Source organism: Chelatococcus reniformis (assembly GCF_014640075.1).
In the GTDB taxonomy this organism is placed as follows: Bacteria; Pseudomonadota; Alphaproteobacteria; order Rhizobiales; family Beijerinckiaceae; genus Camelimonas; species Camelimonas reniformis.
Genome location: NZ_BMGG01000004.1, coordinates 1 through 25,228 on the forward strand (window position 1 = coordinate 1; position 25,228 = coordinate 25,228).

Below are 25,228 nucleotides of genomic sequence, written 5' to 3' on the forward strand. Positions count from 1 at the left end.
GAGTAGGTCGTCGCCGGGCCTGCCAAGGACAGAAACATATTCCCTCTTCACGACCCCGAGCACGCACGCGGCGCCCCCAAGCGCCGCGTTCGTGTTTAGGGCAATGCACATCCGCGGGACGCTGATTAGTCCCGCACCGCGGCCGAAACACAACCGGTCGCATCCCAGTTCACGCAGGGTGGTGCAGCCATCCCGCGGAGCGGCAGCAAAGCGGGCACCCAACAATCCGGGCTGCACCGCAGCAGTCGCAGCATAGTTGGCGCGGGGTGGAGCAGCCATCCCGCGGAGCGACAGCAAAGCGGGCACCCAACAATCCGGGCTGCACCGCAACAGTCGCAGCATAGTTGGCGCGGGGTGGAGCAGCCATCCCGCGGAGCGACAGCGAAGCGGGCATCCCAGAAATCCGGGCTGCGCCGCAGCAGTCGCAGCATAGTTGGCGCGGGGTGGAGCAGCCCGGTAGCTCGTCAGGCTCATAACCTGAAGGTCGCTGGTTCAAATCCAGCCCCCGCAACCAACTCATTCCCACCACCAATCAGCATCAAGCAAGCCCCGCAGCCCAAGCCGCGGGGCTTTCGCGCGTTCTCCGGCCGGGCAACTGCAACTGATGTAAGCTGGGCTGCCATTCCACAGGCGTGCGCCAGCGATTCCCCCACGCCGGCATCTTGATGAAATGCGCTAGTATGGACCTCGAGAGGAGGCCCGCTACAGGCCTGATCGCCGCCTTTGTCAGAGCTTGCTGCCGGTCCTGCGCTGTCGCCGGTGCGATTCCATCGCGAAGGGTGAGCCATGAAGGTCGACGGACAGCACTATCGGACTATCTGGCTGGCCGAGGATGGTTGGCGCGTCGTCATCATCGACCAGACCAAGCTGCCCCATAGCTTTGGAACGGTGGTGCTTGAGAGCGAGGTGCAGGTGGCACACGCCATCGCCAGCATGCAGGTGCGCGGGGCGCCGCTGATCGGTGCCACCGGCGCCTTCGGTTTGGCCCTGGCCTTGCGCGCCGACCCGTCCGATGCAGCGTTGGCCGGCGCTTACGAGCGCCTGCTGGCCACGCGCCCGACGGCCGTCAACCTGCGCTGGGCGCTGAATGACGTGCGGGCCCGCGTGGCGGTGTTGAAGCCGGGCGAGCGAACCGCGGCCGCCTACCGCCGGGCCGCGGAGATCTGCGACGATGACGTCGCGGTCTGCCGCGCCATCGGTGAGCACGGCCTAGCGGTGTTCCACCGGATCTGGGAGCGCAAGGGGCGGCCCGAGCGGCTCAACGTGCTGACCCACTGCAACGCCGGCTGGCTGGCCACGGTCGACTGGGGCACGGCCCTGGCGCCGATCTATATGGCACATGACGGCGGCCTCCCGGTCCACGTCTGGGTGGATGAGACGCGGCCTCGCAACCAGGGGGCCAGCATCACCGCCTTCGAGCTCGGCCGCCACGGCGTTGCGCATACCGTGATCGCCGATAATGTCGGCGGCCATCTGATGCAGCACGGGCTGGTCGATCTCGTCATCGTCGGCACCGATCGCACCACCGCGAGCGGTGATGTGTGCAACAAGATCGGCACCTACCTGAAGGCGCTGGCGGCGCATGACAACGGCGTACCCTTCTATGTCGCGCTGCCTCACACGACGATCGACTGGACCTTAGCCGACGGCATCGGCACCATCGAGATCGAGCGCCGCGACCCGCGGGAGGTGAGCCACATCACCGGCCGGACTGCGGACGGCCGCATCGAGACGGTCGCCATCCTGCCGGAGGGCAGCCCTGCGGCGAATTGGGCCTTCGATGTCACGCCGGCGCGCTACGTCACCGGGCTGATCACCGAGCGCGGCATCTGCCCCGCCAGTCGGGATGGCTTGGCCGGGCTGTATCCCGACGCGCCTCTACTGCGTGCCTTGCGCTGATATCCGCGATGGGCCGGCGACTGCCGGCAGCCCGACGGCCACGGCACAGGCATCGTTCTGGCCAGCGGCGGCGCCGCCAGGCCGGGGATGCGCGAGCCGAAGCAGGGTCGTCGCGCGGTCTGGCGATTTCCGCCAAAACCCCTTGCGGGTCACGAAACTTAGGACGAGCATCTCCGATTAAGGGAAGACGACATACGGGAGGTGATCGCCATGCAGGAGATCCAGACCCGCGACCAGGATGCCACTGGCGGCAGAGGTCGCAGGGGTCCACGGTGCGTTGCCATCGTGGGCCCGTTCCAGAGCGGCAAGACGACATTGCTCGAGGCGATGCTGGCGCGCGCCGGCGCCGTGTCGCGGCAAGGGAGCGTCGGCGCCGGCAACAGCGTCGGCGATGCCAGTGCCGAGGCTCGCGCCCATCGCATGACCACGGAGGTCAACATCGGCGGCGCCGAGTTTCTGGGCGACGCCTACACATTCGTCGACTGTCCGGGCTCCGTCGAGTTCCTGTCGGAGATGCAGCCGGTTCTGCCCGTCGTGGATGCCGCGGTCGTGGTATGGGACGGCGACGACAAGAAGATACCGGCCCTTCAGCTGGTTCTGCACGAGTTGGAGGCGCAGGCCGTTCCGCGGCTGTTGTTCCTCAACAAGCTGGATACGCTGACCCGCAGCATCGAGGAGGCCATCGCCGCGCTCCAGCCAGCTTCGGCCGTGCCCCTGCTGCTGCGGCATATGCCGCTTCACCGGGACGGGTCGCCGGTCGGCTTCATCGATCTCGCGCTCGAGCGGGCCTTCCTCTACCAGGATCACGCGCCATCGCGCAGCGCCGAGATTCCCGCCGAGGCGGCCGAGGAGGAACGGGCGGTGCGCTATGCCATGCTGGAGCGCCTCTCCGAGCACGACGACCGGCTGATGGAAGAGTTGGTCGAGGAGATCGAGCCCGAGCGCGAGCGCGTCTTTGCCGACCTCACCCATGAGATGCGCGACGGCCTGGCCGTGCCGGTGCTTATCGGCTCGGCGCTGAACGGCCACGGCGTCGGCCGCCTGATGAAGGCGCTCCGTCACGAAGTGCCCGATGTCGCCGAAACGGCCCGGCGGTTGGGCCTTGCAGCGCAGGGCCAGCCGGTGGCGCAGGTGCTGAAGACGCTGCACACCGGCCAGGCCGGCAAGCTGTCCGTCGCGCGGGTGCTAGACGGCGTCGTGCAGGACGGCATGAGCATGATGGCCTCTTCGGGACAGACGGCGCGCGTTTCGGGCCTGGTGCGACTGATGGGAATGGCGACGCAGAAGGTGGCCGAGGCGATCGCCGGCGATGTCGTGGGGCTTGGGCGGCTCGATGCGGTCGCCACCGGCGATACGCTGTCGCTCGGCAAGCTCCCGCCGACGCTCGTCGACTTGCCGTCGCCGCGACCGGTCATGGCCCTCGCCATCCGGGCGCGCGACCGCAAGGACGACGTGAAGCTGGGAACGGCGGTGCGCAAGCTGGCCGACGAGGACCGCTCGCTCGCTCTGGCGAGCGACGGCGGGTTGATCCTGCGCGGCCAGGGCGAGCTGCACCTGCGCGTGGCGGCCGAGAGGCTGGCGTCGCGGTTCGGCATCGAGGTGTCGGCGCAGCCCCCGCAGGTGGGCTACCGTGAGACGATCCGCAAGGCCGTGGCCGCGGTGCGCGGCCGGCACAAGAAGCAGTCCGGCGGCCACGGCCAATTCGGCGACGTGGTCGTCGACATCGCGCCGCTGCCGCGCGGCGAAGGCTTCGTGTTCGAGGAGCGGATCGTCGGCGGGGCCATTCCGCGCCAGTACATCTCCTCGGTGGAAACCGGCAGTCAGGCAGCGCTCAGGAAGGGGCCGCTGGGCTTTCCGGTCGTCGACGTGCGCGTCACGCTGACCGACGGTTCCTTCCACACGGTGGACTCCTCGGACATGGCGTTCCAGCAGGCGGCGCGCATCGCCATGATCGACGCCCTGCCGCGCTGCGCGCCGGTTCTGCTCGAGCCGGTGCTGGCCATTTCCATTGCCGCCCCCACGGAGGCGACCGCCAAGGTCAACGCCATCGTGTCGTCCCGCCGCGGCCAGATCCTCGGCTTCGACGCGCGCGACGGCTGGCCCGGGTGGGACGTGGTGGAGGCGCAGATCCCCGAGGCGGAAATGGCCGATCTGATCATCGAGCTGCGCTCGGTCACGGCCGGCGTGGGGACCTTCGAGGCGAGTTTCCACCATCTTGCGGAGTTCGTGGGTCGCGACGCCGACCAGGTGGTGGCCGCCCGGCAGGCGGCCGTGTAGCGCGGTGAACGCGGCGCTCGCGCTTCTTCGCGCCGGCTGCGAGCACGAGATAGGGCCGAAGAGGGCAGGGCGGGCGGATGAGCAGGCTCGGCCGAACGCGGGATGCCGCGCGAGAGCGGGCGAAACCGCTCACGCGCTGCGCTTGGGGCGCCATACCGGCTGGCCGGTCCATGCCGTGAGGCCGCCATCGACGGCGAGACTGACACCGGTCACGTAGGACGCTTCATCCGAGGCGAGGAAGGCGATCGCCGCCGCGATCTCGTCGGCCTCGCCGGCGCGCGCCAGGGGAATGCGCTCCTCGAACTGGTCCATGACCGCCGGTGTTTCGCGCATCTTGCGCGTCAGCGGCGTCACCGTCAGGCCCGGACACACGGCATTGACGCGCACGCCATCGGGCCCGTGGTCGACGGCCATGGCGCGCGTCAGATTGACCACGGCGCCCTTGGCGGCGTTGTAGGCGGCGTTGCCGCCGTCGCCGGCGAGCCCGGAAATCGAGGCGATGTTGACGATGTTGCCGCGCGTCCGGGTGAGGTGCGGCAACGCCGCGCGGGCGCCGTAGAAGACCGAATCCAGCGTCACGTCCATGACCTGGCGCCAGTCCTCGTCGGCGAGGCCCGCGACCTGGCCTCGCCGGCCGATCCCGGCATTGTTGACCAGCACGTCGATGCGCCCGAACGCGCCGGCCGCCTGCGCCACGAAGGCCTCGATCTGGCGGACGTCGCGCACGTCCGTGGCGGAGCAGATGAGCTGGTCGCGCGGCAGCGCCAACTCCGCGGCGCGAGCCTCCAGCGCGTCGAGCCGCAGGTCCGACAACGCCAGCCGCGCGCCTTCCCGGGACAACCTTGTTGCTGCCGCAAGCCCGATGCCGGACGCGGCGGCGGTGATCAGCACCACCCGCCCCTCAAATCGACCGCTCATGCCGTCCCGCCCTTGAATTGTGCGTGCGTCTTCTGTTGCAGCCCGATGCCGCCGGAGCCCAGCCTATTTCTTGGCCAACTCCTTCAGCAAGGTATCATTGAAGCGCGCAGGCTCCTCCATCTGCGGCGCATGGCCGAGGCCGGGGAAGTCGACGAGGGTCGCCTGCGGGATCAACCGGGCCACGTCCTTGCCGAGCACGTCGTAATGGCCGAGCTTCGCCTTCACCGCGGGCGGCGCGATGTCGCTGCCGATCGCCGTGGTGTCGGCGTCGCCGATCATCAGCACCGTCGGCACCTTGAGATCCTTGAACTCGTAGTAGACCGGCTGGGTGAAGATCATGTCGTAGATCAGGGCGGAATTCCACGCCACCAGGCGATGGCCGGGCCCCCTGTTGAGGCCCGCCAGCATATCCACCCAGCGGTCGAACTCGGGTTTCCAGCGGCCGGCGTAGTAGGTCGCCTGCTCGTATTTGCGGACGCCTTCGGCCGAGAGCTTGAGCTCGCGCTCGAACCATTGGTCGACGGTGCGGTAGGGAACGCCGAGCGCCTTCCAGTCCTCCAGCCCGATCGGGTTGACGAGTACCAGCCGGTCCACCTGCGCGGGATAGAGAAGCGCATAGCGCGTCGCCAGCATGCCGCCGGTTGAATGAGCGATCAGCGTCGCCCGCGGCACACCGAGCTTCTCCAGCAGTGCGCGCGTATTGGTCGCCAGCTGCTGGAAGCTGTACTGGTAGCTCTCGGGCTTGGTCGAGGTGCAGAAGCCGATCTGATCGGGCGCGATCACCCGGTAGCCCGCTGCGCTGAGGGCCTTGATGGTGTCCTCCCAGGTGGCGGCGCAGAAGTTCTTGCCGTGCATGACCACGGCGGTGCGGCCGTTCGGCGGGCCGGCGGGCGGCACGTCCATGAAGCCCATCTCGAGCCGCTTGCCCTGGGACTCGAACGCGAAATGCTGGAGCGGATAGGGGTAGGCGAAGCCCTCGAGTTGCGGACCATAGCTCGGCCCGTCCGGGGCCGCCGCGAGGGCGGGGGCGGCGGCTGCGACGGCAAGCGCGCACGACAGCCATAGAGAGCGCAAGGCGAACATCACGAGGTCCTCGACATCGGCGAAATCCGGGAGCGCAACCGATACCCGAAGATCGGCGGCATCGTGGCGAAGCGCGGAGCGCGTCGCCGCGGCTCGGGCCCAGCTAGTGCGATTTCGAGCGAAGTAGACGCCGGTTCGCGTAAAGAAAACGCGAGAATTCAACCAGATAGCGCATTTCGGTGATTCAAAGAAACGCGGAAATGCTCTAGACGAGCGGCCCGTTCCAGACGTTGATCGTCGGCGTCTCCCGGTAGTAGCCGAGCACGCACAGGGTGCCGGTGCCGAGCAGAAGGTGCTGGCCCAGAACGGTGGGCGAGCCGATCCAGCGGGCGCCGACGACGCGCAGGATGTGGCCATGCGCGAATAGCGCCACCTTGCCGCCGGCCTGCCGGGCGCGGGCGATCACCCGGTCGGCGCGCGTGCCGACCTCGTCCGGGGTCTCGCCGCCCGGAGAGCCGTCCACAAACAGCTCCCAGCCGGGCGCCTCGCGCCGGATCTCTTCGGTGGTCCGGCCCTCGTAGGCGCCGTAGTTCCACTCGCGCAGGTCCGGCTCGATCACCGCCTGGGCACCGAGGCCGGAGATCTCGCAGGTCTCGCGCGCCCGCTGCATCGGGCTCACCAGTACCAGCGCAAACGTCTCCTTGGCGAGCACCGGCCGCAGCCGCTCGGCGAGGCGGCGTCCGTTGTCGGTCAAGGGGATATCGGTGGTGCCGGTGTGCTGGCCGCTGAGGCTCCACGCCGTTTCCCCATGCCGGATCGCAAATACATCCACGTCAGCGCCCTCCGTGCGACCGCGGTGACCGCCGGTCATCGGGTCGTCCCCGCTTCATAGCACAACGGCTATGACGCGACTGCCCAGGGGTCATCGGGCATTCTCCGGCCGTCTGCGGCCGCATAGCAGGCCGAAGGTTCGGTGCCGGATTCCTGCGCGCCGGCCAAGTTCGCAACTCGAAAGACTTCGCGACGCGCCCGGCCTTTGGATCTTCACCTTTAGTCTAAATTGCCTCCAAGTCCGTGTATTCGGTCAGCTTTTTGGGGCCTTCACAATCACGGAATCGAAGAACTGCGGGTTGAGCCGCCTAGGGAACGGTCTCAAAATGTTACGTAGTCCGAAGAGAATTCCGCTCACGGAATCAAGGATGTCGCAGGGAGGACACCATGAATACATATGCAGCCAGGTCGACCACCCGTCGCGCCGTCGTCGGCGGTGCAGCAATGGCTGGGGCGGCGCTAGTCTATGCGCCATTCATCCGCAACGCGCAAGCCGCCGAGACGACGACCTGGAAGGTGCAGACGTCGTGGCCGGCCGGCATCGGCCTGGCGACGTTCAAGCAATGGTGTGGAACGATCAAGGAAAAGACTGGCGGTGAATTGGAGTTCAGGCCGTTCGCCGCGAAGGAGATCGTCGGTGATTTCGAGCTTCTTGACGGCGTTAAGAACAACGTTCTGGAGGCCATGAATTCATTCACGTTGTACTGGGCCGGAAAGGTTCCGGCGACGGCGTTCCTGTCGTCGTACCTCATGGGCCTGCGCTACCCGCATGAATGGGACATCTTCTTTTACGGGAATGGCGGCCTGCAGATGGCGCGCGATGTCTTCGCCAAGCAGGGCATCATGTATGTCGGACGGATCCACCACGGCCCCAATATCATCCATTCCAAGCGGCCGATCCGGTCGATCGAGGACTTCCGGGATCTAAAGCTGCGCGTTCCCGGCGGCATGATCGCAGAAGGCTTTGCGGCGATCGGCGCCAAGACGACGCTTCTTCCCGGGGGCGAGGTGTTCTCCGCGCTGGAAAAGGGGACGATCGAGGCGGCCGACTACACCGGGCCTGCGGTCAACTGGGATCTCGGCTTTGCGCAGGTCTCGAAGTTCATCTTCATGGGGCCTCCGGGTCTGGAATCGATCTACCAGCCCGTGGATCTGATGGATTTCTGCGTCGGTATGAACCATTGGAACAAGCTCTCGCCCAAGATGAAGCTGTGGGTGGAGAACGAGGTCGAGGCCTATTCGGCGCTTCATCACGGCGCGATCCAGAAGGCCGACATGGCGGCCTGGCCCAAATTCCTGAAGGCCGGAACGGAGGTCAACCGGCTGCCGGTCGAGGACCTGCCAAAATTCCAGAAGGTGGCGGTGCCGATCTGGTTCAAATGGGCGAACAAGGACAAGGACGCAGCCCGAATCTTCAAGGCCCAGCTGGACGTGATGGAATCGCCCAGCATCGGCTACGTCACGGCCGACATGTATGCTGGACAAAAGCTTGACCTCTAGAGATCTTGCCCGCCAAGGCGAGGGCCCGCAGCGCGGCGGGCCCGACCGCTCCCGCGACGGCTCCGTCCATCCGAGGCTCCGATGCCGAGCTTGAACTTCGTGCTGCCGCATTGGCTCTATTGGGGCGCGTTGATTGCGTTTCCGCTTCTCGCCATGGTCTTCGTCGCACGCGAGCGCCGCCGCGCCATCGCGTCGGGGCCGTCGTTGTTCGTCGCCTATCTGTTTTGGCTCTGCTCCGGGTTCATGGGGCTTCATCGCCTCTACGTGCGCAGCGCCTGGGGCTTCGTGTTCGTGCCGGTGCTCCTGGCGATCCTCTATGCCAACGCCGTGATCGGCGACCGGCGCGAGGATGTCTCACGCACCCGGGCGGCGGCGGAGGCCTCGCATCGGGACGCCAGGCGCGCCGAAATTCCCTCCGGCGAGGCCGCCACGCCGGACATGACCGCCCGCCTCGCCGCGGCCAATGCGGCGGCGAGCGCCGCCGAAGCTCGATTTGCCGTCGAAGTGAAGAATCTCGAACGGGCGCGAGGCCATTCGCGGTGGCTGGCCATCCTGATGGCGGTCATGCTGCTGATCGACGCCGTCCTGCTGCCCCGGGTCGTCAGCCGGGCACAGGCGTGCGAAGCCGCGGAGCGGAGCCCGCCGCATCCGCTGGCGATGCCGGCCGATGTCGCGCAGCAGGGGACGCGAGAGGATCCGACGCTGGGACTGCATACATGGTTCACCGACAAGATTGAGCTGCTCAACACGCGGGTAGGCGAGTTCGTCGCCTACTGGGCCGTCATCTCGGTCTTTGTCTATTACTACGAGGTGATGGCCAGATATGTCTTCAATTCCCCGACAAACTGGGTGCATGAGAGCATGTTCCTGATGTTCGGCATGCAGTACATGCTCGCCGGCGCTTACGCCTACCGCGAAGACCAGCATGTCAGGGTCGACGTATTCTATGCCAGGTTCTCGCCCCGCGGCAAGGCGATGGCCGACATTGTTACCTCCGTCTTCTTCTTCATATTCGCAGGCGTGATGTTCTGGACGAGTTGGCGCTTCGCTCTCGATTCGATCGGCAACAACGAGCATTCGTTCACGGAATGGGGCATCCAATACTGGCCGATCAAGCTCACCATGCCTCTCGGTGCAGCGCTCCTGTTCCTGCAAGGTGTCGCAAAACTGGCCAAAGACATCGCGCTGCTCGCGCGCGGGAGTGCCTGAGCCATGGGCTGGGACATCGACATCGCCTGGCTGACGCTGCTGATGTTCAGCTCGCTGGGCGCCCTGTTGGCGCTCGGCCTGCCGATGGCCTTCTGCACTGGAAGCCTCGCGATCATCTTTCTGTTTCTGTTCGGCAACGCGGCGGTCCTGAACATGATGCCGTCGCGCATCTTTCCGTTCATGACCGACTACCAGCTCTCGGCGGTGCCGTTGTTCATCTTTATGGCGGCCATGCTCGAGAAGGCCGGCATCATCGAGGAGTTGTTCGACGCGGTCTACAAATGGCTCGGAGCGCTCAAGGGTGGGCTCGCGTCGGCGACCGTCGTCGCCTGCACAGCGCTCGCTGCCATGGTTGGCGTCGTCGGCGCCACCGAGGTGACCATGGGCATGATTGCGCTGCCGGCCATGCTCAAGCGCGGCTACGACCAGAAGCTGGCCTGCGGCGCCCTGCTGGCCGGCGGCACGCTCGGCATTCTCATCCCGCCTTCGGTCATGGCCATCGTCTACGCGGTGGTCGCCCAGCAATCCCTCGGTGAATTGCTGGTGGGGTCGATCTTGCCCGGTTTTCTCTTGTCGGGCATGTACATCGCCTACATCACCGCGCGCTGCTACATCAATCCCAAGCTCGGTCCGGCGCTGCCGGTGGAGGAGCGGGTCGACTTCCGCGAAAAGCTGCGGCTGCTCAGGAACACGATTGCGCCCCTGCTGCTCATCATCCTGGTGCTCGGCATCATCTTCCTCGGCATTGCGACGCCGGTGGAGGCCGCCGGCATCGGCACCTTCGGCGCCTTATTCGTGTCGGCCCTGCAGCGGCGGTTGAACTGGCTTGCCATTCAGGACGCCGCCATGGCCACGCTGAAGGCGACGGCCATGGTGATGTGGATCTTCTTCGGCGCGACGATGTTCGTCGGCTTCTTCATTCTCAAGGGCGGCCAGCAGTTCGTGGCGGACTCGATCCTGGGAACGGGCCTGCCGGCCTACGGCATCCTGGCCCTGATGATGGCCATCCTGTTCGTGCTCGGCATGTTCCTCGATTGGGTCGGCATCCTGCTGCTGACCGTGCCGATCTTCCTGCCGATCATGCGGAGCCTGGAGTGGAACGGCGTGTTCGGGTTTCCGGGCGTCGCGGCGGCCGACGTGCCGCTCTGGTACGGAGTCATCTTCATGATCAACATGCAGATGGCGTTCCTCAGTCCACCATTCGGCTATTCACTGTTCTACCTGAAGAGCGTGGCGCCGCCCGAGATCAGCATGGCCACGATCTTCAGAGCGTCCATCCAGTTCATGGCCCTGCAGGCGCTCGGCGTCGCGCTCTGCATCGTCTTTCCGCAGATCATCTTGTGGCTCCCCGGGCTCGTCTACGCCCGGTAGACGAGCAACGCGGAGCGCGCGTGCCCTATCAGGGGCAAGCCGAGATGTCGCAAAGCCACCGCGCTAGAACGTCGGCGGCGTGTTGATGACGATGATGCGCGCCGGCTCCGGCCCGGGGTTGAAGTATCCGTGCGGGATCTCCGAGCGGAAGTGCGCGGAATCTCCCGCGCTGACCGTGTAGCGCTCCTTGCCCACGATGATCTCCAGCGTTCCCTCGACGACGTAGCCCACCTCTTCGCCCTCGTGCGTGATCAGATCCTCGCGCGTCTGCGCACCGGCGCCCGGCGCAATGAGATGGATGCTGCCTTCCAGCAGATGGCTCGGGTCGTACGGGATCAGCTGCTCGACCCGAGTGTCGCTGTTGGGGCGCAGCGGATGGATGGGCAGGATGGCGCGCTCGCCGGCGCGCGAGATGATGCCGGCGGGACGATGCGCGTTGGTGAACAGCTGCCCCATGGTCAGACCCAGCACCTTGATGACGCGATAGAGCGTCGCCATCGACGGCAAGGCGCGTCCGTTCTCGATCTTGGACAGCATGCTCTCCGAGCACTCCGCCTGCTCGGCCAGCTGGCGGAGTGTCAGCCGATGCGTGAGCCGCGCGTGACGCAGCCGCCGGCCGATATGAACGTCGTCGGCGGGCGGCTCGTCCGCCTCCTCGGTGGGCGCGGTGGGCGAGGACTTGTGGCGAGGCATGTCGGGCTCCGTGCGGGCGGTCGGCCGAAGAGCGGCGATCCGCCGTGAATCGCTGGTCCTCAAAATAGGCCGGAATTTCATTCAAGCTACTTGAATAAGATTATCTATGTAGGTAACACAGTTGCTGCCTAGCAGCGATGTGGAGACCGAGATGGCAGACTCGATGCTGATCGACGCCGAAGCGCAGGACCACGCGCCCCATTTCGAGCCGTACGGCTGGCAGCATTGGCCCGACCATCCCTGGATGTCGTACCAGTTCAGGCGCGGGCTCGGAGAGACGCAGGAAGGCGCCGGCACGATCAGCGAGTGCTTCCAGGCTGCCGCCCGCATGGTGCCGGGCGACGAGGAGAGCTGGCACACCGAGTGGATGCGGGTGGCCCGCCGGAACCACGAGCGCGGCGACCGCGCCGAGGCAAGCGGCCACATCCAGACCGCGCAGAATTGCTGGCTGCGTGCCGCCGGCTCCTATCGCCAGGCCGAATTCTGGCTGGCGCCGAACGATCCGCGCCGGCTTCCCACCTTCGAGCTGATGGAGACCTGCTCGAAGCGGTTCATCTCCTACCTCGATCCGGCCGGCGAGGCCGTCGACATACCTTACGAGAACGGTGTGTCGCTGTGCGCCTATTTCGTGCGCTCGCCCCGCGGCGCCGGACGTCAGCCGGTCCTCATCGCCATGGGCGGCCTCGATTCCATCAAGGACGAGATGTGGTTCATGCAGGCGCATGGGGCGCTCCAGCGGGGCATCTCCGTCCTGATGATCGACGGCCCCGGCCAAGGCGGCACGCTGCGGCGCCACGGCGTCATCAGCCGCCATGACTACGAGGTGCCGATCGGCCGCTGCATCGATTATCTGGCGACCCGCGACGACGTCGACATGGGGCGGATCGCGCTCTGCGGCTCAAGCCTCGGCGGCTACTATGCCGCCCGCGCCGGCAGCTACGAGCCGCGGCTCGCCGCCTGCATCTCGCACGGCGCCATCTGGGATTTCGCCGCGCAGATCGGCGAGCGCCCCGAGGATCATCCGCTCGCCAACCACCTGAAGTGGGTCACCGGGGCCAAGTCCATGCGCGAGCTGCCCGAGGTGGTGCGCGGCTTCCGCCTGGAGGGCGTGCTCGACCGTATGAAGTGTCCCTACCTCATCGTGCACGGCGGCCACGACGTCCTGGGCGTGCAGGCGGCCAAGTTGGTACGCGACTACGCGGTGGCGAAGGGCGTCGACGTGACCTTCCACCTGGTCAGCGAGGAAGAGACCGGCGCCGACCATTGCCAGCACGACAACCCGACGCTCGGCCAGGAGATCATCGGCGACTGGCTGGTCGAGCGCTTCGGCATCGACGAGCGCGCCTTGCGCGCCAGCGCGCGGCCGGTCTGAGGCGGGCCTGGCCGGCGCGCCTCCTGCGCACCGAGCCATGGCGGCGGCGGAGGGCGCCGCCGCCGGGGCGGGCGAATGCGCCCACAGGCTCATCCTGCGGCGGAACATCCATGGGGAGCAGCATGACGATCGCATCGACCGTGGCGGCGGAGCCGCCGGTGGACCGCCTATCTCAGCGCGCGGCGATGACCATGCTGGTCATCATGGGCGTGACCTATGCGATCAACGCCATGGACCGGATCGTGTTCGCGATCCTGCTGCCCAACGTCAACGCGCACTATGCCTTTTCCCTCGAGCAGGGCGGCTTCCTGGCCACCGTCTTCACCCTGGGCATCGGCCTGTCCGGGATTCCGACCGGCTACCTGCTCGACCGCTTCTCCCGCATGAAAGTCATCCTCATCGGCATGCTGATCTATTCGGTGCTGACGATCCTGTCGGCCTTCTCGGTCGGCTTCTACGACATGGCCGTCTATCGCGCCCTGTCGGGGATCGGCGAGGGCATGCAGAACGCGGCGCTGTTCACGGCCGTCGGCGCCTATTTCGCGGCCAATCGCGCCGTCGCCTTGGGCTCGATGAACTTCGCCTACGGCATCGGCTCCTTCGTCGGGCCGATCCTCGCTGCCTATCTCCTGGTGTGGACCAACGACTGGCGGACGCCTCTGATCGTCTATGGCGTGCTCGGCCTCGCCATCATGGTGCTGGCGCGGCTGACGGTCTCGCCCGCCTTCACCGAGCATCGCAACGAGCCGCTCGACCTCGCCGCATCAGGCGCCGACGAGTACATCCCGGCACGCGTGCTCAACCGCAACGTCCTCATCTGCGCCCTCAGCGCCATCGTCCTGGGGGTTGCGGGCTATGGCTTCCTCGGCCTCTACCCCACCTTCCTGCGCACAGAGCTCGGCCTGAGCATTCCCCAGGCGGGTTTTGCTGCCAGCCTGTTCGGGCTCGGCGCCCTGCTCGGCATTCCCGCCGGCTACATGGCCGACCGGGTCAGCCAGCGCTGGATCGCCATCGTCGCGATCTCAGTGATGATCGTGAACTCCTATCTCATGTTCAACGTCGCGACATCGGCGCCGGCGCAATATGCGCTGGCCTTCGTCGCCGGCGCCGTCGGCAGCGGCGTCGTCTTCGTCAACACCTACTCGCTGATCCAGCGCTGCGTGCGCCCGGCCTTCGTCGGCCGCGCCTCGGGCATCATGGTGACCTGCCTCTACCTGCCGGCAAGCCTTGCCGGCTACCTGTTCGCGGCGCTGCGCACACAGTTCGGCTGGGGCCAGGCGAGCCTGCTGCAGCTGTGCCTGTTCCCGCTGATCGCCATCGTCGCCATGCTGTTCCTCGACGCCAAGGCGGTTCGGCGCGCGCGGCCCCCCGCCTGAGCGGCCTTGGCCGTATAACCGCGGCAACGGAGGATCAGCGTGAGCGACGATATCGGCCGCAGCATCCGCGCCCGTCTGGACTACACGCCGATCCACCGGCGCCCGCCGCTGGCGCTGCCGAACGGCGCCCGCGTCGCCGTCTGGACCATCGTCAACGTCGAGAGCTGGAGCCCGGATGCGGCCATGCCGCGGGCCGTGCTGCCGCCACCCATGGGCCAGCCGCTGCTGCCCGACGTGCCCAATTGGGCCTGGCACGAGTACGGCATGCGGGTCGGCTTCTGGCGCTTCCTCGATGTGCTGGGCAGCCGTGGCCTGAAGGCGACCTTCGCCGTCAACGGCAGCGCGTGCGCGGTCTACGCGGAGGCCTGCCGGGCGGCGCGCGACGCCGGCTGGGAGTTCATGGGCCACGGCTTCGTCCAGCGGCCCATGCACAAGGTCGGCGACCAGCGCGCCGCCATCGCCGACACCATCAAGGCCATCGCCGATTTCACCGGCCGGCCGCCGCGGGGGTGGGAGAGCCCCGGCCTCACCGAGACGGACGAGACTCTGGACCTCTTGGCCGAGGCGGGCATCGAATACGTCGCCGACTGGGTGCTGGACGAGCAGCCGGTGCTGCTGGCGACGCGGGCCGGAGCCATGGTCTCCGTCCCCTACACGGTCGAGATCAACGACGTCGTCATCAGTGCCGTGCAGCAGCAGCCGTCCGACGAGATCTGGCGCCGCGGGCGTGATCAGTTCGACCGCCTCTACCTGGACGGCGCCCGGGCGCCGCGGGTCATGGCCATCTCGATCCATCCCTACCTCACTGGGGTGCCCCACCGGATCAAGTATCTGGAGATGCTCTACGACCATATCCTCGGCCACGACGGCGTGGTCATGTGGACCGGGGCCGAGATCCTCGACTGGTACCGCTCTGAGCGGGCCGCCGGCGGCTGATAGCGGGTGCCGTCGGCCGGGCCAGGGGCAGGGGACCCCAAAGCGTCTATGCGCCTGGAGCGATGCGATGGTGGCGTGGCACGACCTGGACCGCTTTCCTTTCGGCGACGGGCCGGAGCTCGCGGACGAACTGCTCGCGCTCATCCTGATCGGCCGCAAGACGGCGACGTGCTGGAGCGCCGACGAGGGTTCGAAGGGGAGCGAGGTCGGCAAGCTTTGGGTCGTCGTAGACGGCGCAGGACGGCCACGGGCCGTGCTGCGGACCGTGGAGCTGACTCGGCGGCGGTTCGACGAGGTCGACGCCGCCTTCGCCGCCGATGAAGGCGAAGGCGATCTGACGCTCGCCTACTGGCGCTCCGCGCACCGGGAGTATTTCACCCGGAACGGCGGCTTCGCGCCGCACATGCTGCTGTGGTGCGAGCGCTTCTGCCTGGTCGAGATCCTCGATGCCGCCGATCGGGCCGGCTGATCGGGCCGCTCTGCGGTCTCAGCCCCTGAGCTTCTCGCGCGCCACGCGGATGCCCGCCTGCTCGCGGTCCCACACGTCGGACGTGACGCCGGCGCTGCGCAGCACGTGCTTCTCCACCTTCTGGGTGGGGGTCCTCGGCAGGTCCGGCAGCACGCGCACGTAGCGCGGCAGCATGAAGTGGGCGAGCCGGGGCCTGAGGAACTCCAGCAGTTCGGCCGGATCGAGGGTGGCACCCGGCGTCGGCGCCACGATCGCCAGCACGTCGTCCTCGGAGGTCTCGTTCGGCACGGCGACCACGGCGCATTCGCGCACCGCCGGATGGGCCAGGATTTCCACCTCGACCTCGAACGAGGAGATGTTCTCGCCGCGACGGCGGATGGCGTCCTTCATGCGGTCGACGAAGAAATAGTCGCCGTCGCCGTCGCGGCGGAAGGCGTCGCCGGTGTGGAACCAGCCGTTGCGCCAGGCCTTCGCCGTCGCCTCCGGGTCCTTGAAATAGCCGGAGTTGAGCGCCCACGGGGCGTCGGTGCGGATGATCAGCTCGCCGACCTGCCCGTCGGCAACCTCGCAGTCGTGCTCGTCGACGATGCGCAGCTCGACGCCGTCGCGCTGGCGCCCGCAGGTGCCGAGCTTGGGCGGGTTGGGCTGCGAGACGATCGGCACGTTGATCTCGGTCATGTTGAACAAGGTCCAGACCGTCACGCCGAAGCGCTCGGCGAAGGCGGCCCAGCCCTCGTCGAGCGGGATCATCATCGCCTTCTTCAGGGTGTGGTTGCGGTCCTCCGGCGAGGGCGGCCGCTTGGCGATGAAGCTGGTCATCACGCCGAGCAGGATGACGAAGGTGGCGCCGGTGGCGCGCACCGCCGGCCAGAACGTCTCGGTCGAGAACTCGCCGGCAACGCCGACGGCGCCGCCCCGGTTGAGCGATGCGACCACCGGCAGCGTGCCGCCGACGTGGAACAGTGGGCCGTAGAGCAGGAAGCTGTCGGTCTCGTCGAGCATGTGGAAGCTCTGCGGCCCGCTCATGTGGAAGAGATGGGCGTAGGAGCTGATCACCCCCTTCGAGCGGCCCGTGGTACCCGACGTATAGATGATCGACTGCACGTCCCATGGCTCGATGGGCCGGGCGAGGGCGGGGATCGCGGCGGCATCACCGTCGAGGGCGGACGCTGCGTCCAGCATGGCGAGGCCGGGGATGGCGCCGGCGCTGCCGCCGACGACCACGCAGGTCGCAAGGCTCGCCCGGTCCACGTCGGCGAGGCGCGGCACCAGGTCGACGCTGGCGACGATGACGCGGGAGCCGGCATTGGCCAGCACGTGTGCCAGCAGGTTGCCGCGATAGGCCACATTGATCGGCACGTAGGTGGCGCCCAGCCAGTTGATGGCGAACCACACGCGGATCATCTCGACGCCGTTGGGCAGCCAGACGGTGACAGTGTCGCCCTGCCCGACGCCCAGAGCGGCCAGCCCCGCTGCGGCCCGCTCCGTCTGCTGCCTGAAGGCGCCGTAGGTGATGTGGCTGCCGTCGCCGAGCCGGATGAAGGGGCGATCGGGATGGGCGGCCGCGCGCCTCTCCAGCACGTAGCGGAGCACGCAGTCGTCGCGTGCCGGCACGCGGGGCTCGGATACAGCCATGGTTCCCTCCTGAAACGTGATTGCGGAGCGCACACCGCCGCCTTGACTGCGGTCTCGCCTCGGCCTCGGCCGGCTACGCTTCGGCCGGAGTCGATCGGCGCAAGGTCATGCCGCCCGCCGGCGCGGAGCCGCAGATCGTATCAATGTATTGATGGATTTTGGCGACAGCGACAACCGTTTTCTGGTCAGTCGCCGGCCTCCGCCCCGCGCGCCTGCCGTGGCGCGTCGGTCGCGCCCTGCCCTGCGTGCGGCCGTCGGCGGCCCTGCTTGGGCCGGGGGCCTGGCTTCCTGGCCGAGTCCAGCCGAATCGACTTCAGGCCACGCGACACCTGGACCAGCACTTCGACGAACGCCGCCCTGGCATCGACCGGTATCGTCTCCGTGGCGAGCTTGTAGAACTCGACGGTGCGGGCGCTTAGATCGTCCCATGCCACGGCGCCGGCCGAGGTCAACCGCACGATGCGGATGCGCCGGTCGGTCGGGCCCTCAATGCGCTCCACCAGGCCCTGCCGCTCCATCCGCTTCAGGACGGCATCCAAATTCTGGCGGCTGACTGCGAGGTATTCGACGAGAGCGGAGAAGGCGATGCCCTCGTCCCGGTAGCGCGACAGCGCCCCCAGCACCACGCCCTGGATGGCGGAGATGCTGAGCTCGCGCGTGGCCTGCCGGTGATAGATGTTGGCGGCCTGGACGAGCCTGAAGAACAGCCGGTTGTTGAGCTCATGGTCGGCGTCGTCGCGGGTGGGCTCGTGGGGCACCAGGGCTCCTTGCTGTTCGCGGCTCCGGACAGGAGCGGACGTGTCAATATATTGACGCGTCTCGCCCTCGCCCGTAGAGCTTGGGTCGGCCGATCGCTTGGCCGGACGCGGAAATATCGGGCAGAAGCCGCTTCTTGTCAGCTTGCTGACGACGCGGTCGCCGCAGCGTCCCGCGGCCACGATCTCCGCAGGAGGCCGTCGTGCTTACGCGCAAGCGGTGGAGCGCGCAAGATGGCCACAACCAGGACGATACGGCTCAAGGCCGGGATCGGCAGCGACCACGGGCTCAAGGCCATGACGGGAGGATATGATGAAGGTCGAGGCAGACGCAGCCGGTTACACCGCGAGCGAGGCGGCCTATCTGGCCCACGTGGGGCAATTTTGGGCGCAGCGCTGGCCAGCTGATGTGCCCCGCGAGGCGCGCTATCCGCTCGGTGAAATCGCCATCACCGAATATCTGCGCGAGTGGGCGCGCCGCACGCCGGCCAAGCCCGCGATCGTCTTCTATGGCCGCGAGATCAGCTACGGCGAGCTCGACCGGTTGAGCGATCGCTTCGCCGCGCTGCTGGGCCGCTACGGGTTCAAGCGGGGCGACCGGGTGGCCGTCTTCCTGCCCAACTGCCCCCAGTTCTTCGTCGCCTTCTACGGTATCCTGAAGGCCGGCGGCGTGCACGTGCCGGTCAATCCGATGTTCCGCGAGGCCGAGTTCATCTACGAGCTCAACGACACCGCGGCCGAGATCCTCGTGACGCACGACCAGCTGCTGCCGGTGGTCGAGGCATCCAGGGCTGAGACCTCGGTCCGCCACGTGCTCGCCACCTCGTTCCTCGACATGTTGCCCGACGAGCCGTTCGGCCCGCTGCCATCGGCGCTGACGGTGCCGCGCGGCCCGCTGCCGGCTGGTGTCGTCGATCTGATGGCCGCGCTGGTGGCGGAGACCGGCGAGGCGCCGCAGATCGAGGCCGATCTCGATGCGGTGGCCGCGCTCAACTACACCGGCGGCACCACCGGCATGCCGAAGGGCTGCGTGCACACCCAGCGCAACATGCTCTATACCGCGGCGACCGGCACCTCCATCACCGCCGACATCGGTCCCGATGCCATCATCATCAACTTCTGGCCGATCTTCTGGATGGCCGGCGAGGACTTCGGCATTCTGATCCCCGTGATCAGCGGCGGCACCTGCGTGCTGCTCGCCCGCTGGGACCCGGAGGCCTATATGGCCGCCGTCGAGCGCTACAAGGTGACCTTCTCCGCCATGGTGGTCGACAATGCGGTGGAGTTGATGGAGCACCCGCGCATCGGAGACCATGATCTGACGTCCCTGCAAGACGTCGTGGTCGCCTCATTCGTCAAGAAGTTGAACGTCTCCTTCCGCGAAGGCTGGCGGACGCACACCGGCGCCACCCTGCGCGAGGCCGCATGGGGCATGACGGAGACCCATTCGGTCGACACCTTCACCCGCGGCTTCCAGGAGGGCGACGCCGATCTCAAGGCGCGGCAGGTGTTCTGTGGCCTGCCGGTGCCCGGCACAGTCTTCAAGATCATGGAGTTCGGCAGCGACAGGCTGAAGCCGCTGGGCGAGGAAGGCGAGCTCTGCGTGCGCTCGCCCTCGCTGCTCAAGGGCTACTGGAACAAGCCGGACGCCACGCGCGAGGGCCTGGTCGGCGGCTGGCTGCGCACCGGCGATATCGGCATGATCGGCGAGGACGGCTCGATCCATTTCCTCGGACGCCGCAAGGAGATGCTCAAGGTCAAGGGCATGAGCGTGTTCCCGGCGGAGATCGAGGCCGTGCTCGGCCAGCACCCGGCGGTGACCGGAAGCGGCGTCATCGGCCGCGAGGATCCCGTGCGCGGCCAGGTCCCCGTCGCGTTCGTCACGCTGCATCCGGCCCAGGCCGGCAAGGTGTCGGCGGACGACCTCACGGCGTTCTGCCGTGAACGGCTTGCCGTCTACAAGATCCCGGAGCTGCGCATCGCCGAGAGCCTGCCGATGACCACCACCGGCAAGGTCAAGAAGGAAGAGCTGGCCCAGCAGCTGTGAGGCCAATTATCGCCCGTCTCGATCGGGTCATCGCTCGGTGGGCGTGGCCCGAGAGATTTTAGCAGATCGGCTCACGGCGAGGTGGTGTCTTCCTAAGTAGATGGTTGGCCGGGTCAAGCCCGGCCATGACGTTGGAGGTCAAAGTCTGCTCGTCTCAACAGCGTGATGGTCAGGCGTGACCCGACCATCCATCCTCATGAACGAGGCTAATCTATCAGAATAGCTGTGAGCGCCATGGCCGATGAAGTCCGGCCTTAGCGGCAGCGACTACTTCTTCAGATTTTTGCAGTCGCTCTGGTCGGCCGGGATGAAGGCCTGCTCGCCCGTGAACTTCCGGGTGAGGTTCACCAGGTCCTCGGCGCCCTTCATGTCGGCAGGCTGCTTGACCTCGGCGAAGTACAGGTCGCGCATCAGCCGCCCGTCGGCGCGGACCTTGGCACCGTGGGTGAAGAAGTCCTCGACCGGCAGCTCCTTCATCTTGGCGAGGACGGCCGCCGTGTCCGTGGTGCCGGCGGCCTTGACCGCCTTCAGATAGTGGCTGACGGCGCTGTAGACGTTGGCCTGCGGGTCGGTCGGCAGCTTGCCAGTGCGTTGCTTGAAGCGCTCGGCCCAGGCCTTGGTGGCGTCGGATTCGTCCCAGTAGAAACTGAAGACCAGCGGCATGCCCGCCGTCGCCTTGTTGCCGAGCCCCACGATGTCGACGGTCGTGAGCGAGAACGGGACGAAGCGCTGCCCGGCCTGGTTGATGCCGAACTCGTCGGCCTGCTTGATGCCGTTGATCAGGTCGCTGCCGCCGCCGATCAGCACGATGTTCTTGGCGCCGGAGGATTGGGCGCGCAGCAGGTAGGAGCTGAAGTCCGTCGTGTTCAGCGGAAAGCGGACGGCGCCGACGAACTGGCCGCCCTGCGCTTCGATCAGCTTCTTGGCATCGGCTTCGATGCTATGCCCCGCGGTGTAGTCGACCGTGAGGAAATACCAGCTGTCGGCGCCCGGCTTGCGGCTGCCGTCGATGGTCAGCTTGGCGACGGAATAGCCGTCGTTGGCCCACTGCATACCGTTGGGCGAGCAGGATTTTCCGCTGATGTCACGGCTGCTGGCCATCGACACCACGACGATCTTGTTCTTATCTTCGGCCAGCCGCTGCACGGCCAAGGACACGCCCGAGCTATAGATGTCGAACACCGCATTGACGCCATCGACGTCGAACCACTTGCGGGCGATGCCGGCACCGACGTCGGGCTTGTGCAGGTGGTCGGCGACGAGCACCTCGATGGGCTTGCCGAACAACTGGCCGCCGAAGTCCTCGACCGCCATCTTCGCCGCCACCTCCGAGCCCGGCCCGGTGATCGACGAATAGACCGACGAGCGGTCGTTCAGAATGCCGATCTTGACCGGATCGCCAGCTTGTGCCGCGGCGATGCCGGGTGTTGCCGCCAGGGACAGCGCCGCCAGCGCCGCCAGAACCAAACCCCTCATGCTGTCCTCCCCTCGCTCAGCTCATGGACGCCGTCTTGTCCGCCGAGGCGGCGTTGCTGGATCGCGGGAGCTTCCACGGCAGGGGGTAAATGTCAATCTGTTGATACTTCTCCGTCTGCTCAGCTGAGCAAGGCGTAGGGGCCCCCGCGCTCCAGCGCCCGCTTGTAGGCGTCGCGCCCATGGATGCGGGCCAGGAAGCCGGTGAGGTTGGGGTAGCGTGCGTCGAGACCGCCGCGGGCGGCGAAAGCTTCGACGGGGAAGCTCATCTGGATGTCGGCCGCGGTCATGTCGGCGCCGGCAAACCACGGGGTGCGGCCGAGCTCCGCCTCCATGAATGCGCGCTGGTCGGCCAACTGCGGCTCCACGGCGCGGGCGATCGCCTTGCCGGCGACGACGCGCAGCAGTGGCCGCAGCACCGCCGGCGCAGCGGTCGGCAGGCGGCCGAGCACCAGCTTGAGCAGCAGCGGCGGCATCGCCGAGCCCTCGGCGAAGTGCAGCCAGTAGCTGTAACGCAGCCGTTCCGGCGTGCCCGGCGGAGGCCGCAGCCCGCCGTCGCCATAACGGTCGAGCACATATTCGACGATGGCACCGGACTCGGCCACGACGAGGTCGCCGTCGGTCACGATCGGCGATTTGCCGAGCGGATGGATCGCCTTGAGCGCCGCCGGCGCCCGCATGGACGCTTCGCGCGCGTAGCGCTTCACCTCGTAGGGAATGCCGAGCTCCTCCAGCAGCCACAGCACCCGCTGCGAGCGCGAGTTCTCCAGGTGGTGGACAACGAGCATGCGTCTCCCCTCGGCGATGCCGCCCGCCGTCTGAAGCAGCGACTCGGTGGATCCAGGCCGCACGGGCGAAAAGGGCGGATGGCTTCGATCCATCCGCCCTTGCCCGCCGTATGGCGGGAGAGGCCCTTCCATTGCCGATCGAGGACCGGCCCCGGAGGCCTTAGAAGGGCGGCGGCACGACCTGGTACACGGTGCGCCCCCCGTAGCTGTAGGGCCGATAATAGGTGCCGGCACAATTGTAGTAGCGGGCGCCGTTCACCGTGGCGGACTCGCAGCCGCCGGGCAGGGCGTAGAAGGTGGCGCCGGCCGGCGCCGCGACCACGACGGGAGCCGGCGCGATGACGACGGGCGGCGGTGGCACGGCAGCCGCCGCGCCGATCGCCGCGCCCGCGGCGAGACCGACGGCGCCAGCCGCGGCGGCGCCGCCCCAGCCGGGGCCGCCCCAGCAGCATCCGCCGCCATGCCAATAGCCGCCGCCGGCCGCATAGCCGCCGTGCCAGGCGTGGATGCCGCCGGCGGGACCGCGCCAGAAGCCGCCGCCATGGGCGGCGATCCAGGCCGAGGCCGGGCTTGCAACCGCCATCAGGGATAGCGCCGAAAGCGCAGCAAGGATGAAGCGACGCATGGGGGACCTCCTTATCGCGCGGGCAGGAATTCGATCTGAGCGGCGTTGGCGGGCGGCGTGAACTCGAACGCCTTGGCCGGCAGCTCCTTGTTCAGCTCCCAGTTCCTGAGCTCGACCAGGAAGTGCGGATGGCGCTCGGTATCGGTGTAGGTGACCGCCAGCAGATGGGGCAGCTGGGTCTCCGTATCGATCCAGATCTGCCACTCCACGCCCTTGCCGGCGAAGGCCAGGTGCTTGACCTTGGCATTGTGCAGCTGGGTGGTCTGCACCTCGTAGGCCGTGGTGAGGCCGTCGGTCAGCGCCTTGTACGGATTGCTGTAGAGGAAGTCGGCCAGGGCGAGATGGATACCCTGCTTGCCGGCCACCTGGAGCGTTTCGTCGAGCGAGCCGGGTGCGTCGAGCTTGCTGAACAGGTTGGCGCTGGTGTCGGCGACGGTCAGCGTCCTGCCGTCATAGACGAAGCGCATGCGCTGGCCGTCGGTATCCACCACGGCGTTCAGCCGGTCCGGGCGCTGAAGCTCGACCCGCGTGGTGCTGAAGAAGATCAGCATGTTGTTCTGCGTCGAGAGCACCTCGCGCATGCCCCGGGCGCTGACGCTCAGCGTCTTGGCCGCGGCGAGCTTGTCGCTCATCGCCTTGACCAGATCGAGGGCCTTCTGCTCGATCACCGGCTTGGGCGCCTCGGCCGGCGCGGCCGTCTGCCCGGTGGCCGGCGCCTGGCCGGCGGGCGTCGCCTGCGGCGGAGCCGCGGGCTGGGCCGGAGCAGGCGTGGCCGCGGTCTGCGCCAAGGCAGATGTCGCAAGGCATAGCGCGCCGAGAAGCGGCGCGAGCAGGCGAAGTCGCTCGGCAACGAACGTTGACGTCATGGAACCGGTAGCCTCCAATTGCCCATCAGCCGCCCGGCGCCCCGCGCCCCACGGCGGCAACGGTGCCGGCCATACCACAAGTCGGGTTACGGCCGCCATGGATTAGGTGACTGGACCTCGATGCCGGCAACCGGCATCGAGGCCGCGAAGCCAGCGTTGTTCGCGCCGCCGGCCGATGCTAGGAAGCGCGCGGACGAGGCTTGGTCGCCGAGCGACCGGACGAGCGGGGGCGGGTATGCGCGCGATGGTGCTGGGAACCGTACTGGTTGCCGCTCTAACGGTTTCTGCCGAAGCTCAGCAGACGCGCCGCGGGGCAGAGCAGGAGCCCGCGCCCCAGGGCCAGAACTGGCTCGACCTCGGCGATGAGGGCGACGAGGAGGACAACGGCTCCGATTACGTGCGCGAGAGCGAGACGCAATCGCCGCTCGACGGCGGCATGGCCGGCAGCGACGACCTCTTCGGCAACGACGTGCTGCCGGGCGGCGTCGGCGGGCCGGACTGACAGTCTCGCGCATCCACGCTCTCCAGGCTTGCCGCCCGCGTGTTCGTTCCGCGCCAAAGGCGCGTTGCGACGACGTGGAATCACTTGATTGCAAACGAAACGTCACCTTCCGAAGGTTGAAGCAATTCTGATCAGGTGATTCCATCTCGCGGGGAGATGCTCTGGCGGTCGTTCCGCCGGGAAGCCATACAGCCTAGGGAGGAGCAGGAACTTTCCCTGTCGCGCTACGTTGTTGGCGCAGACGTTCACTAACGGACCCGTGCTTACACAGAAGGCTGGCCAAGGCTAGCCGAATAAAGGGACAGGCCGTGCTCGGAACTATCCTCCTCATCATCATTATTTTGCTTCTGGTCGGCGCGGTCCCGCGGTGGCCCTACAGCCAGAACTGGGGCTATGGCCCATCAGGAATCCTGGGCGCGGTGCTCGTCATCGTGCTGATCCTGCTGCTCGTCGGACAGTTGTAGACGCTGCGCCAGGCCACCGCGCCTTGGAAGATGCATTGACCATCCGGGCCAGGCCCTGGTGATTTCGTTGCTCACCCCGTCGGCCGTGGTGCTATCCACCATCAGCGTGCTGATCGGGCTCATGGCCATGGGCCGGCCGTTCGCCGTGGTGATGACGGGCGTCGGCATCATCCCCAACGCTTTCGGCATCGACTGCGGC

23 protein-coding genes and 1 tRNA gene are annotated in these 25,228 nt (G+C 67.3%); 13 read left to right on the forward strand and 11 right to left on the reverse strand.

All coding sequences use genetic code 11. The features are described from left to right. Positions 1-437 precede the first annotated feature (437 nt). The 3 genes from IEW34_RS11115 to IEW34_RS11125 all read left to right on the forward strand — a co-directional run bounded on the left by IEW34_RS11115 (position 438) and on the right by IEW34_RS11125 (position 4,176). Positions 438-514: transfer RNA gene (locus IEW34_RS11115), tRNA-Met, on the forward strand. A 272-nt stretch (positions 515-786) separates the two neighbouring features. Continuing rightward, positions 787-1,899, forward strand: coding sequence for an S-methyl-5-thioribose-1-phosphate isomerase (gene mtnA / locus IEW34_RS11120; protein WP_188609269.1), 1,113 nt, complete (start codon positions 787-789; stop codon positions 1,897-1,899). Between the two features lie 210 nt (positions 1,900-2,109). Continuing rightward, entirely contained in the window at positions 2,110-4,176 is a 2,067-nt protein-coding gene (locus tag IEW34_RS11125; RefSeq protein ID WP_188609270.1) for an elongation factor G, read from the forward strand. Positions 4,177-4,305: 129 nt separating this feature from the next. On the opposite strand, the gene budC is transcribed toward IEW34_RS11125, so the two are convergent. The 3 genes from budC to IEW34_RS11140 form a co-directional block, all read right to left on the reverse strand. Beyond that, positions 4,306-5,094, reverse strand: coding sequence for a meso-2,3-butanediol dehydrogenase (gene budC / locus IEW34_RS11130; protein ID WP_188609271.1), 789 nt, complete (start codon positions 5,092-5,094; stop codon positions 4,306-4,308). A gap of 63 nt (positions 5,095-5,157) precedes the next feature. Then, positions 5,158-6,177, reverse strand: a complete 1,020-nt coding sequence (locus tag IEW34_RS11135; protein WP_188609272.1) for an alpha/beta fold hydrolase — start codon at positions 6,175-6,177, stop codon at positions 5,158-5,160. A gap of 205 nt (positions 6,178-6,382) precedes the next feature. After that, positions 6,383-6,949 (reverse strand): histidine phosphatase family protein, encoded by a 567-nt coding sequence (locus IEW34_RS11140; protein ID WP_188609273.1) that lies wholly within the window; start codon positions 6,947-6,949, stop codon positions 6,383-6,385. A gap of 386 nt (positions 6,950-7,335) precedes the next feature. On the opposite strand from IEW34_RS11140, the gene dctP reads away from it, so the two are divergent. From dctP to IEW34_RS11155, 3 genes are all read left to right on the forward strand, one after another. After that, complete coding sequence (gene dctP / locus IEW34_RS11145) at positions 7,336-8,448, forward strand: TRAP transporter substrate-binding protein DctP (protein ID WP_188609274.1); 1,113 nt, start codon at positions 7,336-7,338, stop codon at positions 8,446-8,448. A gap of 81 nt (positions 8,449-8,529) precedes the next feature. Further along, positions 8,530-9,657, forward strand: coding sequence for a TRAP transporter small permease subunit (locus IEW34_RS11150; RefSeq protein WP_188609275.1), 1,128 nt, complete (start codon positions 8,530-8,532; stop codon positions 9,655-9,657). 3 nt (positions 9,658-9,660) lie between these two features. After that, complete coding sequence (locus IEW34_RS11155) at positions 9,661-11,028, forward strand: TRAP transporter large permease (RefSeq protein ID WP_188609276.1); 1,368 nt, start codon at positions 9,661-9,663, stop codon at positions 11,026-11,028. Positions 11,029-11,091: 63 nt separating this feature from the next. Here IEW34_RS11155 and IEW34_RS11160 read toward each other — a convergent pair whose 3' ends face one another. Further along, positions 11,092-11,721, reverse strand: coding sequence for a cupin domain-containing protein (locus IEW34_RS11160; RefSeq protein WP_188609277.1), 630 nt, complete (start codon positions 11,719-11,721; stop codon positions 11,092-11,094). A 151-nt stretch (positions 11,722-11,872) separates the two neighbouring features. On the opposite strand from IEW34_RS11160, the gene IEW34_RS11165 reads away from it, so the two are divergent. From IEW34_RS11165 to IEW34_RS11180, 4 genes are all read left to right on the forward strand, one after another. After that, the gene (locus IEW34_RS11165) at positions 11,873-13,093 is read left to right on the forward strand and encodes an alpha/beta hydrolase family protein (protein WP_188609278.1); all 1,221 of its coding nucleotides are present in this window, start codon (positions 11,873-11,875) and stop codon (positions 13,091-13,093) included. A gap of 122 nt (positions 13,094-13,215) precedes the next feature. Beyond that, positions 13,216-14,469 carry an MFS transporter gene (locus tag IEW34_RS11170; RefSeq protein WP_188609279.1) on the forward strand — a complete coding sequence of 418 codons (1,254 nt, stop codon included), beginning with the start codon at positions 13,216-13,218 and terminating at the stop codon, positions 14,467-14,469. Positions 14,470-14,508: 39 nt separating this feature from the next. After that, positions 14,509-15,405, forward strand: a complete 897-nt coding sequence (locus IEW34_RS11175; protein ID WP_244641933.1) for a polysaccharide deacetylase family protein — start codon at positions 14,509-14,511, stop codon at positions 15,403-15,405. 67 nt (positions 15,406-15,472) lie between these two features. Then, entirely contained in the window at positions 15,473-15,874 is a 402-nt protein-coding gene (locus IEW34_RS11180) for an ASCH domain-containing protein (protein ID WP_188609280.1), read from the forward strand. Positions 15,875-15,892: 18 nt separating this feature from the next. On the opposite strand, the gene IEW34_RS11185 is transcribed toward IEW34_RS11180, so the two are convergent. Together IEW34_RS11185 and IEW34_RS11190 are read right to left on the reverse strand one after the other, a co-directional pair. Next, positions 15,893-17,509 carry an AMP-binding protein gene (locus IEW34_RS11185; protein WP_188609281.1) on the reverse strand — a complete coding sequence of 539 codons (1,617 nt, stop codon included), beginning with the start codon at positions 17,507-17,509 and terminating at the stop codon, positions 15,893-15,895. Positions 17,510-17,694: 185 nt separating this feature from the next. Then, positions 17,695-18,267 (reverse strand): MarR family winged helix-turn-helix transcriptional regulator, encoded by a 573-nt coding sequence (locus IEW34_RS11190; RefSeq protein ID WP_210324487.1) that lies wholly within the window; start codon positions 18,265-18,267, stop codon positions 17,695-17,697. Positions 18,268-18,577: 310 nt separating this feature from the next. Here IEW34_RS11190 and IEW34_RS11195 point away from each other — a divergent pair, with 310 nt between their 5' ends. Next, positions 18,578-20,311, forward strand: a complete 1,734-nt coding sequence (locus tag IEW34_RS11195) for an AMP-binding protein (RefSeq protein ID WP_188609282.1) — start codon at positions 18,578-18,580, stop codon at positions 20,309-20,311. A gap of 267 nt (positions 20,312-20,578) precedes the next feature. On the opposite strand, the gene IEW34_RS11200 is transcribed toward IEW34_RS11195, so the two are convergent. The 4 genes from IEW34_RS11200 to IEW34_RS11215 form a co-directional block, all read right to left on the reverse strand. Further along, positions 20,579-21,787 carry an ABC transporter substrate-binding protein gene (locus tag IEW34_RS11200; protein WP_188609283.1) on the reverse strand — a complete coding sequence of 403 codons (1,209 nt, stop codon included), beginning with the start codon at positions 21,785-21,787 and terminating at the stop codon, positions 20,579-20,581. Positions 21,788-21,906: 119 nt separating this feature from the next. Continuing rightward, on the reverse strand, positions 21,907-22,572 hold the full coding sequence (locus IEW34_RS11205; RefSeq protein ID WP_188609284.1) for a glutathione S-transferase family protein: 666 nt from the start codon (positions 22,570-22,572) through the stop codon (positions 21,907-21,909). A gap of 160 nt (positions 22,573-22,732) precedes the next feature. Further along, the gene (locus tag IEW34_RS11210) at positions 22,733-23,197 is read right to left on the reverse strand and encodes a DUF6515 family protein (protein ID WP_188609285.1); all 465 of its coding nucleotides are present in this window, start codon (positions 23,195-23,197) and stop codon (positions 22,733-22,735) included. 11 nt (positions 23,198-23,208) lie between these two features. Continuing rightward, positions 23,209-24,063 (reverse strand): DUF2092 domain-containing protein, encoded by an 855-nt coding sequence (locus IEW34_RS11215; protein ID WP_188609286.1) that lies wholly within the window; start codon positions 24,061-24,063, stop codon positions 23,209-23,211. A 235-nt stretch (positions 24,064-24,298) separates the two neighbouring features. Here IEW34_RS11215 and IEW34_RS11220 point away from each other — a divergent pair, with 235 nt between their 5' ends. Further along, positions 24,299-24,565 (forward strand): hypothetical protein, encoded by a 267-nt coding sequence (locus IEW34_RS11220; protein WP_188609287.1) that lies wholly within the window; start codon positions 24,299-24,301, stop codon positions 24,563-24,565. A gap of 308 nt (positions 24,566-24,873) precedes the next feature. Next, positions 24,874-25,029: a DUF3309 family protein gene (locus IEW34_RS11225; protein WP_188609288.1), complete on the forward strand. Its 156-nt coding sequence runs from the start codon at positions 24,874-24,876 to the stop codon at positions 25,027-25,029. Here IEW34_RS11225 and IEW34_RS11230 read toward each other — a convergent pair. Beyond that, complete coding sequence (locus tag IEW34_RS11230; RefSeq protein ID WP_188609805.1) at positions 24,967-25,218, reverse strand: hypothetical protein; 252 nt, start codon at positions 25,216-25,218, stop codon at positions 24,967-24,969. The two genes, IEW34_RS11225 and IEW34_RS11230, sit on opposite strands and share 63 nt — an antisense overlap. Positions 25,219-25,228: the final 10 nt, after the last annotated feature.